Annotated in this window: 8 protein-coding genes; 7 read left to right on the top strand and 1 reads right to left on the bottom strand. The window is 64.2% G+C overall.

Going from position 1 to position 13,540, the window contains the following annotated elements:
* The first annotated feature begins 64 nt into the window (after positions 1–64).
* The 7 genes from BUS42_RS00305 to BUS42_RS00275 all read left to right on the top strand — a co-directional run bounded on the left by BUS42_RS00305 (position 65) and on the right by BUS42_RS00275 (position 12,738).
* Positions 65–2,290 carry a hypothetical protein gene (locus BUS42_RS00305; RefSeq protein ID WP_074304412.1) on the top strand — a complete coding sequence of 742 codons (2,226 nt, stop codon included), beginning with the start codon at positions 65–67 and terminating at the stop codon, positions 2,288–2,290.
* Positions 2,277–4,418, top strand: a complete 2,142-nt coding sequence (locus BUS42_RS41640) for a coiled-coil domain-containing protein (RefSeq protein ID WP_083670001.1) — start codon at positions 2,277–2,279, stop codon at positions 4,416–4,418. Before BUS42_RS00305 ends, BUS42_RS41640 begins: the two co-directional genes overlap by 14 nt.
* 66 nt (positions 4,419–4,484) lie before the next feature.
* Entirely contained in the window at positions 4,485–5,057 is a 573-nt protein-coding gene (locus BUS42_RS00295; protein WP_254053218.1) for a restriction endonuclease subunit S domain-containing protein, read from the top strand.
* A gap of 455 nt (positions 5,058–5,512) precedes the next feature.
* Positions 5,513–8,542, top strand: coding sequence for an NPCBM/NEW2 domain-containing protein (locus BUS42_RS00290; RefSeq protein ID WP_074304411.1), 3,030 nt, complete (start codon positions 5,513–5,515; stop codon positions 8,540–8,542).
* Entirely contained in the window at positions 8,539–10,242 is a 1,704-nt protein-coding gene (locus BUS42_RS00285) for a hypothetical protein (protein ID WP_074304410.1), read from the top strand. Before BUS42_RS00290 ends, BUS42_RS00285 begins: the two co-directional genes overlap by 4 nt.
* Before the next feature lie 187 nt (positions 10,243–10,429).
* Positions 10,430–11,821: an IS701 family transposase gene (locus BUS42_RS00280; RefSeq protein WP_074304409.1), complete on the top strand. Its 1,392-nt coding sequence runs from the start codon at positions 10,430–10,432 to the stop codon at positions 11,819–11,821.
* 200 nt (positions 11,822–12,021) lie between these two features.
* On the top strand, positions 12,022–12,738 hold the full coding sequence (locus tag BUS42_RS00275) for a hypothetical protein (RefSeq protein WP_074304408.1): 717 nt from the start codon (positions 12,022–12,024) through the stop codon (positions 12,736–12,738).
* 282 nt (positions 12,739–13,020) lie between these two features.
* Here BUS42_RS00275 and BUS42_RS00270 read toward each other — a convergent pair whose 3' ends face one another.
* On the bottom strand, positions 13,021–13,317 hold the full coding sequence (locus BUS42_RS00270) for a hypothetical protein (protein WP_074304407.1): 297 nt from the start codon (positions 13,315–13,317) through the stop codon (positions 13,021–13,023).
* Positions 13,318–13,540 lie beyond the last annotated feature (223 nt).

Here is a 13,540-nt window from a genome sequence, read left to right as displayed (position 1 = left end):
CAACGGGGACGGAATCCGACGGCCCCCGTCCCCCTCATACTTATTTCTATCGAGACATTGAACCGTGACGACCGCGACCGACAACACGAGCCTGGGTTCGCTCCGCGAGGAGCAAGCGCTTCTGCGGTCGCGGCTGGCACGGCTGCGCCGGCGGTTGCAACTCCAGATGGCCCTGGAGTTCGCACTCGACGCGGCGGCCGCCCTGGTGGCGACGGCGGCGCTGCTCGTCTTCCTCGATTGGTGGTTCCGGCTCGGCCTGCCCGCCCGCCTCCTGCTGCTGGCGGCCGTCCTGATCGGAGTGATCCCGTTCGCGTGCGTCCGCGCCCTCCGGGGCTGGCGGGCCTCCCGGCTCGACGACCTCTCTTTGGCGGTGACGCTCGACCGGTTCCGACCAGGGACGGGGGGGCGGGTGGCCGACGTGCTTCAACTCCCCGACCAGTTGGGGGAGTCGGAGGAATCGGTCTCCCCGGCGATGATCCGGCTGGCGGTCCGCCAGGCCAGCGAAGCGCTGGCCGCTTCGGACTGGGCCTCGCTCTGGAACCGAGGGCGGACCACCAAGCGAAGCCTGGCGCTGCTCGTGCTCCTGCTCGTCCCGACCTTGTTCGCCGTGCTCGCGCCCCAGGCGGCCCGGCTCAGCATGGCACGCTGGCTGCGAGGGTCCACCGAGCGCTGGCCCCAGCGGACCTATCTGACCGTGTCGGGCCTGGATCAACGCAACCGGCTGCTCGCCCCCCGCGACGAACCGTTCGCGTTGGAGGTCCGGGCCGACCTGAATGCGATCGAGTCCAAAAAGGGAGCCTGGATCGTCCCGGGGCGCGGTGAGCCACTGGTCTTGCGGAGTCGACCGCAAACGCCGGAAGTCCCCAAGGCGGTGCGAGTCCGGGAACGGACGCCCAAGGGGGCGGTGCGCGACGCCATCATGGTCGCGACCGGCCCCGCGGTTTTCCGTTACGAGCTCCCGCCGTCGTCGACGTCGACCACGTTTGAACTGACCGGGGGCGACGACTGGCTCGGGCCGGTGAAGGTGGACCGCGTCGACCGGCCCTCGCTGACGGCGACCAAGCTTCGAGTCAAGGAGCCAGGGTCCCCCGGCAACGAGTTCCGGGCGATTGAAGAGAGCGCCCAGCACCCGGTTTTCCTCCCCGACACCGAGGTCGAGCTGACCCTCGTCGGTAGCGAGCCGATCGCCGACGCCCGCCTGACCGTCCACCCGGGCCAGCCGCCGAAGCTCACCCGAGTCGACGAACGCACGTTCGCGGCCCATTGGACGCTTCGCGAGGCGATCACACTCGAGGTTCAGCTCACCTCCCGCGCGACCGGCCTGACCTCGAAGCCCGCCTTCTTCTCGATCGGCCTGCTGAAGGACCGGGAGCCGCGCGTGGCGCTTCGGGCCGTCGGCGTCGGCGCTCACGTCACGCCCGTCGCGACCATCCCGCTCTCCCTCTCCGCGACCGACGACCTCGGGCTTTCGCTCGTTCGCTTGCAGCTCGAGCGGACGACCAGCGCCGGGGACAAAGCCGAGCCGAAAACGACGAAGAAGACCGTCCCACTGCCGTTGGCCACCGAGGGCGGCCGCGCGGTGCTCGACCACCAGGCCCGGCACGACGTCGAGCTCCAGGCCGACCCGCCCCCCCTCGGCACGATCCTCCGGTTCGTGGCCGAGGCCGAGGACAAGTGCGCCCGGGGGGCCCAGGTCGGCCGATCCGCCGCGATCCAGATGCAGGTCGTACCTGCCGATGAGCTCTTCTACGAGATCTTGATCCGCCAGCGCGCGGAGCGGGCCAAGTTCGTCACGCTCTACGAGGCGGCGGAAAAACGGGCCGCGGCGCTGAGCCGATCACCGACGGCCGACGACTACGCGACCGCGATGCGCGGCCTGAACGCAGGGTCGCGGCAACTCGACCTGATCGCCGGGCGGATCGCCGACACGCTCCAAGAGATGAAGCTGAACCAGGTCGGGTCCCCAAAGTCGCACCGCCTGCTCCAGGAAGGGGTGATCGACCCGATCCGCGCCCTCAACGCCGGCCCGGTGAACGAGCTGCGGGGAGTGCTTCAGTCGCTCACCGGCACCGCCCCCAAGGCAGGGGCCAACGCCGAGTCGGCCCACCGCCTGCACGGCGAGGTCGTGGCCGGGATGAAGATCATTCTCGACCAGATGTCTCAATGGGAAAGTTTCGTCGACGTCGTGAATCAGGTGGCCGAAGTCATTAAAATGCAGCAAAATGTTCTCCAGGCCGCCGAGAAAGCCCGGGAGTCGCGCACGCAGGAGGTTTTCGATGAAAAGCCCTAGCACGCATCACCGCCTAACCACGGCCGGCCGCCTGGCTCTCTTACTTTTCCTCGCCACGGCGATAACCGTCAGGCCCCACCCGGCCCTCGCCCAGGCCAAGACCGACGCGGCCAAGGCAGCCAGCGTCTTCGACGACGAGAAGGCCGACGACAAGAAGGCCGACGACAAGAAGGCCGACGACAAGAAGGCCGACGACAAGAAGGCCGACGACAAGAAGGCCGACGACAAGAAGGCCGACGACAAGAAGGCCGACGACAAGAAGGCCGACGACAAGAAGGCCGACGACAAGAAGGCCGACGACAAGAAGGCCGACGACAAGAAGGCCGACGACAAGAAAAAGGCCGACGACGAAAAGAAGGCCGACGACAAGAAGAAGGCGGACGACGAAAAGAAGGCCAAGGAGAAGGAGCAGGCCAAGAAGACGACCGCCTCCGAACGCGACGCGATCGGCTTCACCCAGGAGAACGTCGCCGCCCAGATGACCGAGTTGGAAGAGCGGATGTTCCGGCTCTCCGAGGCCCTCCGGGGACTCGAGCCCGAGAACGCCTCCCGGCTCCGCCTGGCCCTGAAGTTCTCGCGTGAGGAGCAGATCCTCGACCAGATGCGCGAGACCCACAAGTTCATGAAGGACGCTCAGCTCAGCAAGGCCGAGACCGAGGTTCGCGAACTCGTCGCCAAGCTCGAGCACCTCCGCAACTTGCTGTTGGCCGAAGACCTCGACTTCCAGCTCAAGGTGGCGCGGCTCCGCCAGATGCGCGAGACGCTCAGCCAGCTCGATCGGATCGTCAAGGAAGAGCGGCGCGAGCTCGGCTGGTCCCGCTTCGCCATCGAGCAACGCAAAGGGCTGGACCGGCTGGCTGCACGCCGGCCCGACCTGGAGACGCTGGCCCGCGACCAGAAGGCCGTGATCGCCGACACCAAGAACGCGCCTCCGAATGGCGACGCCGTGAAAGAGGCGCGTGCGGCGCTCAAAGATCGCGAAGTCAAAATCCGGAACACGGCGAATGCCCTCGCCACCGACCCCTTGTTCGCGGACCTTCAGCCCCCTCACCTGCGGCGGGCCGACACCCACCTGGGCGACGCGGTGAGCTCCCTGGAAGGGACGGATACTGATGCGACCATCGAGGCCGAGGAGAAGGCGCTCGCCATGATCGGTCAGGAGCTCACCCGGTTCGACGAGCAGGTCACGCAATCGAAGCGGACGATCGCCGAGGGCGAGTTCAAGCGCCGCCAGGGAGATCAATCCAAGAACCGGACCGCGACCGACACGCTGGCGGAGGTCTCGGCCAGGCTGGGAGACGCCGGGGTCGCCCTCCGCAAGGACCTGATCCACGCGAGCGGGTCGATGCGGACCGCCGAGGAGGGTCTGGGCAAGACCGCGGCCGAGCCGGCGGCCGACAACCAGTCGGCCGCACTCGAGGCGCTGACGAAATCGCGTGAGGAACTCGCGCAGGCCGTCGAGAAACTCCTCGTCGAGCTCCGCAAGGAACTCCAGGCGCGGCTCGTCGCCGAACTGACCGAGATGCACGAGATGCAGGCCGCGATCCGCGAGTCGACCCAGGCGCAGGCTCCGCGGGTCTTGCAGAAATCGCGCACCGCGCTGATCGCGGTTTCCGGCCTCTCGAAGAAAGAGGCCGAACTGGGCGAGCGCATGGAACACCTGCTCGCCCTGGTCGAGGAGACCGAGTTCGGTATCGCCCTGCCCACCGCGCTCCGCGTCCTCTCTCGCGAGATGCGGAGCATCGAAGGCTGGCTGAAGGCGGGTGACGTCGCCGCTCGCACGATCGCCCTGGAGATCCGGGTCGAGGAAGACTTGCTCGGGCTGCTCCAGGCGATCCGCCGCCTCCCGCCCGGCACTCCGCCGCCGCCCGGCTCGCCGCTTCCGTCGGACTTGCGGGAACGCGAGCGCGAGCTCAACCGGCTCGTCGCCGAGCTCAAGATGATCCGGCTGCTTCAGTCCCGGCTCAACGACGACACGGTGGGGGTCGATAAGTCCCGGCCCGACGCCTCGAGCTTACCGCCCGAGCTCCGCCGCGAGGTCGAGGCCCTCGAAGCCTCCCAGGACGAGATCCGCGAATCTCTCGCGAAAATCGCCGAGCGATTGGAATCGCCCGAAAACAACCCCTGACGACCCGGCGAATCGGCTGGATTTGCCGGGCCCTCTCGGCGGGGAACGTCGAGAGGGGGACAACGTGTGGAAGTGGTTCGACCTGACTTCTCTTACTGGCCCAAGACCCACGAGGTGATGATGAGACAGAACATTCGCATCCTGGGCGCCACGGCGCTGATGTCGTGTCTGCTCCCGCCCGCCTTCGCGGCAGACCCGCCCGCCGCGGCGATCGCCACCAAGATGGCCAACGTCACCGACGAGCTGAATCGGACGGAGACCGGCAAGCCGGTCCAGACCGAGCAGAAGGCGATCGTTCAAGACCTCGACGAACTCATCGCCTCCCTGGAAAAGCAATGCGAGGCCTGCAAGAACGGCATGAAGCGGAATAACCCCAACAAAGGCATGGCCGACTCGATGATCGGCAGCGGCACGGGCGGGATCGGCACCCTCCTGAACCCAGCCGACACCGGTAAGGATTGGGGCAAGCTCTCGGGCCGCGAACGCGACCGGATCCTCCAATCGATGTCCGAAGGGTTCCCGCCCGAGTACCGCACCGTGCTCGAACGCTACTATCGTCGGCTCGCCGACGAGAAGGGCAGCACGGCTTCCCAGGCGAAAGCGTCGAGCAACACCACGAAAGCGGACGAGAAACCCTGACGAACCGGCCGGGGCTGATCTTCTGACAGGTTGAAATCTGTCAGAAGATTCATGACATGATTTCTTCAGCCCCGGAAGGGCGACCGTCGATCGACCGAAGCCCGACTCTGACGGTCGCGCCCCCGAGCCTGCAAGCCACAAACCGATCGCTCGTTTCCCGAGACTGTCGCAAGGATACCGGGATCTCGTTCCCACGCGGAGCGTGGGAACGAGTTTCTCCCGCGAATTTATGCCTCCGGGGCAGACAGACGGCCCGGTTTCCTTGCGACAAACTCCGTCTCCCAGGGGGTTTCACCTCTGGCCATGACAGGAACAGTCGCCCCTTTCGGGGCCACAGAGATTCATCCTAGACATATGGCCGCCCGTCGAAGGCGGCCCGACCCAAGCCCGCCCGTCGCTCGGCCCCGTTCCATGAGGTGGCCCGGCTCGCGGCGTTCATCGATCGAGGGCATGCGATGCACCGCGTGGTTCTGCTTTGGGTCAGTCTCCTCACCGGCGACGTCCACGATTATTCTCGGCCGCTCGACGCCAAAAAACTCGACCAGACGACGCTCGACGCCGAGTCGTACGGCGAGAAGAAGCAGATCAAGCGCGAGGACGACGGCCTGCACGTCACCCTCGCCCCCGGCGAAGCCGAGACCGGCTGGAAGACGCCGCAAGCCCTGAAGTTTGGCGGTGACTTCACGATCACGGCCAACTTCGTCATTCGCAAGCTCCCCAAGCCCGCTCAAGAAGACGGCGTGGCGGTCGGCCTGGCAATCGCCACCCAGAACGTCGACCAGCCCGACGCCACGCTCGTCCGCCTGATCGAGACCACGGGCACATCCGTTTACCGCTCGATCCAAAAGGCCAACAGCGCCCAAGGCCAACAGGCCATGCAGATGCAAATGCAGATGATGGCCATGCAGGGGATGGGGATGCCCCAACCTGGAGGCAAGCCCGTCAAGCCGCCTCGCCCGACCTTCCCGGCCAAGGGGGAGACGTTCCAGTTGGAGCTCAGGCGCGAGGGCTCGACCGTCCGCTACCACGTGCTCGACAGCGAGTCCGGATCGCCCCGCTACCTCGGGCAGCTCGAACTTGGTGCGACCGACATTGCGGGCGTGAAGCTATTCGCCGTCAACCGCAATGGCGCGGAGGGGTTGGACGTCATCCTCCGCGACGTCACGATCCGCGCCGAGCGAGTCAACGGTCTCGGGACCACGGTCCGCACCGTCTTCGGCGAGATCATCCACGGTGAACCGACCGCGCTCGAGGACGGCAAGCTCGTCGTCGGCGGCCCGCCCCCCAAGGCTCCTCCCACGACTCCAACAACACCCGACTCCAAGGCGGCCAAACCCGGCGCGGCCTCCCCCGCCAAGGAAAACAGCGCGACACCGAAACCGGCTGACGCTGCTTCCCCGGCGCCCACCGAAACGGCAAAGCCGGAACCGGCCAAAACCGAGAAAGAAACAGGGGCGAAGGAGACAGCAGTAACCAAGACCAAGGAGGACGCCGACTCCAAAGACAAGGGCTCCGAGAAGGCGAAGGACGCCAACACCAAGGAGGACAGTAAGGACAAACCCAAAGACGCGGATCTCAAGGAAGATCCCAACGCGAAGCCCAAAGACGCTGACACCAAGAAAGACAGCACAGAGAAATCCAAGGACGCTGACACCAAGAAAGACGGTAAGGACAAACCCAAAGACGCTGACACCAAGAAAGACGGCGCAGAGAAATCCAAAGACGCTGAATCCAAGGAGGACGGTAAGGAGAAACCGAAGGACGCCAGGGAGAAGCCCAAAGACGCCAGCGCCAAGGCCGACGGCAAAGAGAAACCGAAGGACGCCAAGCCCACACCGCCGCCGAAAGTCGAACCGAAGGCACGGGTGCCCCTCGACGAGGTCGAAGGGATCGCGTTCGAGAAGGCCCTGACCCTGTCCGGCCGCGTGCTCGGTCAGCCGAACCTCGACTTCACCATGCCCGGTGTGGAAAAGGCTAAGGACGGAGCGGCCAAGCCGGTCGCCAAGACGGACGACGTGCTCGCCCCGCCACCGGGGACAGTGGCCGCCGCGAAAATCCCCAAGCTCGAACCCAAGCCGAATGGGATTTGCGACTTGCACCTGACGCTCGCCAACCTGCGAACTGCGGCGATCAAGCAAGTCACGATCAATGCCCAGACCGATAAAGGCCCCACCGCTTGGCGGCTGGACACCTCCGACTCAAACGACTGGCCGCTCGTCGTTCGTCGCGCCGGGACTGAAACGTGGGCCGACCTGTTCCTGGAACCACCGGCCGGCGACCTCAACGGGAAAGACCTAACGGTCAACATCACCTACAGCGACGGCCAGAGCGCCAACGCCACCATCAAGTCGGACAAACGATCCGACCCCAAGCTCGCCGTGGACCCAAAGGCACCGGCCCCATCGCTCGATGCCCGCGTCTATCTGACGGGCGACGAACAGCTCTTTGGCAAGTTCGAGGGGCTCGGTGAAGATTCCTTACGTCTGCTGACTCCCTGGGGAGACCGCCTGACCGTGCCGCTGGCTCGCGTCACCGGGATCTACATGGGGCTTCCTGAACATAAGGAGTCGTCCGAATCGTTCGCCAAACGACTGCGGACGCGAGGGACCGAGGATCTCCTGCTGGCACGGTCCAAGGACGATGAGGTCGTGGCGATCCCAGGGATCGCCGAGGGGACCGCCGAGGACAAGCTGCTCTTCCACTTCCAGGACAAGACGCGCTCGCTCTCGCTCAAGCAGGTGGAGGGTCTGATCCTCGCCGCGAGGCCGGAGCCCGACCGATCCGACGGGTTGCATTCGACCTTCTCGATGGCCGGCGGCATCGTCATCTCGGGCCTCTGGAAGACCTTGGAGGCCAAGACCTGGAAGATCGAGACCGCCTGGGGCGAGAGCCTCGACCTCCCCGCCGCCGAGGTTCGCAGCGTCCGGTTCCGAGGAGGCCAGATGACCTACCTCTCGGACCTCGAACCGAGTCGGGTCGAAGAGACGCCATTCTTCGGCAGGCGCTCGCCCTGGCGCAAGGATGTCAACCTCGCCGGCACGCCGCTCAAGATGGACGGAATCACCTATGAGCACGGCCTGGCGGTTCACTCCCGGTCCGCCCTGACCTACGACCTGACCGGCGGGTACACCACCTTCGAGGCCATCGTCGGGTTCGACGAGTCCGCCAAGAAGCTGGGACGGGTCGACTGCCGCGTCTTCGCCGACGACAAGGAGATCTACGCCAACCCCGACCTCCGTGCCGACGCTCCGCCGGTCAAGCTCTCGCTGTCGGTCGCGAATGCCAAGCAACTCAAGCTCGTCGTCGATTTCGGCCCCGACCAGGACACGGGCGACCGGGTGATCTGGGCGAACGCCCGCCTCTTCAGGAAGCCTCCGCCGAGTTCCGGAACGCCCGCCAAGGCGGCATCACCGCAACCCACGAAACCGGGTTCCCCCGAACCAAAAACCACGAACACGACCGCGAAACCCGGGAGCACCCAATGAGTCGCCCCATCCGTCCGTCTCTCGGCCGATCGTTCTGGCTCGCCCCCCTGTTGCTCGGCTTTGGCGGCCCCTGCTTGCTGGCCGCCCGGGCTGAGGACGACAAGCCCCAGCCGGCCGTTGAGGTCTACGACTGGTCGATCTGGGTCACCAGCCCGTCCCAGCTCTCGCTCAACGCCTCACGCATCTACAAGAATGCAATGCCCGGCGTCGTCGGGACGCTCCGGCCCAAGCTCGAAGGCAAGGAACTGACCGGAAAGTTCCCGATCGCCCCCATCTCCGTCGTGCAGTTTTTCGGCGAACCGACCCGCGACCTCGACATTGACCTCCGCCTTAAAAAAGGGACGATCCTCGCCCACTGGCCGCCCGCGAGCGAACGCGCCGGGCGGATCCAATGGTTCAAGTCCGACCTGACCAAGGCCCCCGCGGCCGGCGTTCCGATCGGGTTTCTCCCGGAGGCCCACTGGCTCCCGCAGCTCCGCAAACTCGAGTCCGCCTTGTATCATCAACGCGAGTCACGGGCCGAGCGGTTCCTCGCCTACGACACCGAGCTGGCGGTGCCGGTCCCGCTCAAGCTGCGCGGCGGTCCCGACGAGTACACCGTGCAGAACCTGACTCAGTACCGGCTGCTGGATGTCGCCGTGATCGCCCCCACGGACAACGGCTACCGCGTCGGCTGGCTCGACGAACTTCCCTCGGCAACCCCGGAAGGGAAGGATGAGACGTCGGTCAAGAAGACCAAGGAGAAGGAGGCGCTGGAGCAGAAAAAGAAGACGGGCACCGAGAAAGCGGAAGCCGTCTTCGAAAAGGCCGAGACCGACGCGAAGAAGGACAAAGACCCAGACAAAAAAGACGAGCCCAAGCCGCTCCCAGCCGAAGCGGACGCGGATGTCCGGGCTCGTGTCGACCAGATCCTCAACCGGCCGATCACCGTGAACGTCGAGCAAGCTCCGCGCAAGGAGGTCCTCGACCTGGTCACGGGTCAGGCCCGTGTCCGGTATGAGCTCGACGAGAAGACCTTGATCAAGGAGTCGGTCGACCTCGGCAAGACGATGAGCCTGAAGGGGGCCAACATCGCGGCGCGCGACGCCCTGGCGGAGGTGCTGGGAACGGTGGGCCTGAGCTACCGCGTCACCGAGGACGGCTCGCTCTTCATCACCACGGCCGCCCGGCTCGCGGAAGACTCCGGCAAGAAGGGAGCCGTGATCGAAGGCCCTCCGGTCAAGCTCACGCTCTCGCAGCCACTGAAGGCCACAGACCCGTCCTACCGCGAGCTCACCCGCGACTCGTACACCCGGCGGCTCGCAGCGCAGGGCTTGCGTGAAGAGGTGATCGAATCAATCCTCAGCCAGTATGGCGAGGCCCTGTTCGCGCCTGACGGCCTGATCGTCCTGGCCCACTTCTCGCGTGACGCGATCGACGAGGCCGTGCTCCTGGACGTCTTCCCCGCCCCCAAGAAGTTCGTCCGCACCGCCGCCTTGGTCGTGCACGGCATCGACCCCCGCCTCCAGGACAAGGCTCGAGAATTGGTGCAAAAGCTGGGAGACAACCTGCCCAAGACCCGCGAAACGGCGGAGACGCAACTCTTCGAGCTCGGCCCGGTCGCCGTGCCCGTGCTGGAAGACGCCCTCAGAGATAAAGACATCGAAATCGTCTTCCGTGCTGAGCGCCTGCTGCTCAAGCTCAACCGGCAAGTGCCGTAGCGAATCGACGGCCAAAGCCGGGTGTGACCGCTGATTGATGTTAACGACCGCCTCGTTTTCTGGCCCTAGGAGTCACCCCATCGGCCCAAACAGCCTCATCCTAGTACTACAGCGCCAAGTTGTACCGTCTTGATCCGCCAGCCATTGCGAAAGTATGCTCGCCTTCATGGTTTATGGAGGGACGAGTATGGATATCCCACAGATCCGCAAGCTCAAACCCGCGCTGAACAAGTTCCTCAAGCGGTTCGATGACTGCTTCCCGCGCAAGGACACGCGGTCCCATTTGCCGGTGTACGTCTCCGGGCAACTCTCGGACATCCCCGAAAAGAGTGTCGAGCCGATCGCCATCAATGCCGGCGTCCCCGTCAGGACCCTGCAGGAGTTCCTCAGCCAGCACTGCTGGGACCAGGACCGGGCGCGCGACCGGCTCCAGCACATCGTCCGCGACGAGCACGCCGGCCCCAACGCGATCGGCGTCTTCGACGAGACCAGCGACGTCAAGAAGGGGAACAAGACCCCCGGCGTGCAGCGGCAGTGGTGCGGCTCCGTCGGCAAGAAGGAGAACTGCATCGTCACGGTCCACCTCGCCTACGCCCGCGACGGTTTTCACTGCCTGCTCGACGGCGAACTGTATCTGCCGGAGTCCTGGTCCTCTGACCGCGACCGCTGCCGGGAGACTGGCATCCCCGACGCTATGGTTTACCGGCCCAAGTGGACGATCGCCCTGGAACTCTACGACCGCGCCATCACCAACGGTCTGCACTTCGACTGGGTGACCTTCGACGAGGGCTACGGCAGTAAGCCCGAGTTCCTGCGGGGGTTGAGGGGCCGCAGCCAGAAGTACGTCGGCGAGGTGCCGCGGAGCTTCATGGGCTGGATCAAGGCACCGCGTGTCGTCACCAGGAAGTATCGCAAGCACGGGCGGGGCCGCGGCCGCAAGACGCCTCGCCTGGCGAGCGGCAGCGCGCCGGCCCGGCGGGTCGAGGCGATGCTCGATCAGGACGGGTTTCGCAACCAGCCCTGGGTCCGGTGGCGGGTCAAGGACGGGCACAAGGGGCCGATGGTCTGGGAAGTCAAGCACTTGCGGTTTTCCCCCGTGGGCGCGGACGGGTTGCCGGGCGAGCCGCTGCACCTGGTCGCCGCCCGCGACGTCTTGAACCCGGCGGAGTTGAAGTTCTTCGTCGGCGACGCCCCCGAGGAGACGTCGGTGCAGGTGCTGTTGCTCGTCGCATTTTCGCGGTGGCGAGTCGAGCGCTGCTTCGAAGACCAGAAGTCCGAGATCGGGCTGGATCAGTACGAGGGCCGACGCTACCAGGGGCTCAAACGCCACCTGATCCTGAGTTGCCTGAGCTACCTGTTCCTGTCGCGGATGCGACAGGAGTTCGGGGGGGAAAAACCTGGGCCTGACGGAGTGCCAGGTACACACCGCAGTAGCGGCGTTGATCCCATTCTGGTGGTTGGGGCTGAGTGCTCCGCGGAAGCTACTGGAGCGAACCTCCGAAGAGATCGAGCGGGCGCAACGTCGAAACGCCGTGGCACAGCGGTGCCACACCAAGCGGACAAGGCGAAGGCTGCATGAGTTGGGCATCAAACTCACAGAGTTGCCCCGATGCAAATGGGATACGACTTAGCGCTGTAGTACTAGGTGCCTCGGAGTGTAAAGCCTGAATAGCCTGCTCGGAATAGCCGTTTCTGATAGGATGGTGATCGATTTGCGACGCGATGAAGCTGTCAGGGGTGGGCTAGAGGCCAGACTTAACATTTGAGGAAGTGTGGGCCATGACTGGGAAAGGCGTTACCCTCGGCAAGTTGATGAAAATCACAGCACTCGTTGCCCTGGATCTGGCCATACTGCGAGCTGTCTCTTCGGGAGCCGGATTGCTCCTTTCCCCTGTAGTCTGGTTTCCTCTAGCCGCGCTCAACTACGTGGTCGTCTGGAAGATCATCCTCGGCCGCCCCTTCCAAGCTTTCCACTACACGTTCTTCGTCGTCTACATCACCTCGTATATTGCGTTGGGAATCTCTTCTGATGGACTCTCTCTCCACATCGTAGGGACGTTGGTCCGGTGGTATCGGGGGATGACGGGGGATCAGAGGGGTAGCATCCTCTTCAACGAACTTGTCTTCATCGCCGAGATGTGGGCCACTTGCTTCCTCAGCATCTTGCCCGCGTGGGCGACCGGCCTGCTCGCCGCGCAGTTCGAAAGGCGCCGGTCCTGGGGCATCGCGGCCTTCATCAGGGGAGCTTTGATCGGCTACGGAGTCGCGATGTTGGCTGGCGTCTTCTACATCCCGCCCACACACACCGCCGCTTGGTATGTCCGATTCGTCGGCCTGTACGTGGCCTGTCCAATCCTCGGCAGCCTATTGGGACTGTCCTGGGGCCGATCGATAACTCCGGAGAGGAGAAATACCGATCCCACCGTCGATTTAGATGCTGCCGGAGCTATTGATCGTCTTGCTGACTCGTCCGTAGCTGATACGTCTGGTCTATGAAAGACGATTGACAGGTGCGTAAAGATTCGAGAGTAGCCGATCGAATTCTTCCGACACGGCTCCGGCGATTCTTAACATCAATCATCAGTCACACCCCCAAAGCCGAATCAAGATATCCAATCAACAAGCGAACAAACCAGAGCCTCTCTAGACAAGAGGATCATTTGCCGGGCGCCACTGGTTCCGTACTCGGCTCCCATCGGGAGACGCCTTGGCCCGTGGCGACCGGGTTTCCTCTGTCCACGTCTCAAGTCATCGCATTGAGCCAAACCATTAGCCTCATCATTCTGTGTTGCCGACTGGCTTATGTGCGTGCTCTTTCTTCCAATCTTCAACGTACATCTTGAGCAGTTCGGCAAAGTTAAATTTGCTATAATAATTCTTATAATACCTTTGATTTTCGCTATTAAGATCTTCCACGATCTCGATCGCGCGATCGAGATCGGCGTAGAGGGTGTCGATGGAGTTGATGATCGAATGTAGCGAGTCATCGACCCTCTTGCCTGCCAACCGGTTGGCGTAGGTCCCAGGGCGATTGCGCCACGATGGGTAATCTGGGAAGATGACGACATGTTTCACTCAGCAACATCGCTGCGAAGCACGACCCGTCTCTGAACATAGTAAACGATTGTGCCACATCAATTTCAGCAAAGCCATCAACGAATATCATTTAAATCGGGTTGCCAGCAACAATGATCTCGAGAAGCCGACCTCTGCCATACCGATCGGCAATCCGACCGACATGAAACCAACCTCCCGATTCGAGAAAAGGGCTTCGGATGGTGGGGACCGCAACCCGCAG

Origin of the sequence: Singulisphaera sp. GP187 (assembly GCF_900129635.1) — a bacterium.
Taxonomy (GTDB): Bacteria; Planctomycetota; Planctomycetia; order Isosphaerales; family Isosphaeraceae; genus Singulisphaera.
This window is presented reverse-complemented; position numbering and strand designations above follow the sequence as displayed.

Coding starts and splice junctions, on each gene's coding strand:
- BUS42_RS00275 (WP_074304408.1), top strand. CDS start 12,022: ATGACTGGGAAAGGCGTTACCCTCGGCAAGTTGATGAAAATCACAGCA.
- BUS42_RS00290 (WP_074304411.1), top strand. CDS start 5,513: ATGCACCGCGTGGTTCTGCTTTGGGTCAGTCTCCTCACCGGCGACGTC.
- BUS42_RS41640 (WP_083670001.1), top strand. CDS start 2,277: ATGAAAAGCCCTAGCACGCATCACCGCCTAACCACGGCCGGCCGCCTG.
- BUS42_RS00280 (WP_074304409.1), top strand. CDS start 10,430: ATGGATATCCCACAGATCCGCAAGCTCAAACCCGCGCTGAACAAGTTC.
- BUS42_RS00285 (WP_074304410.1), top strand. CDS start 8,539: ATGAGTCGCCCCATCCGTCCGTCTCTCGGCCGATCGTTCTGGCTCGCC.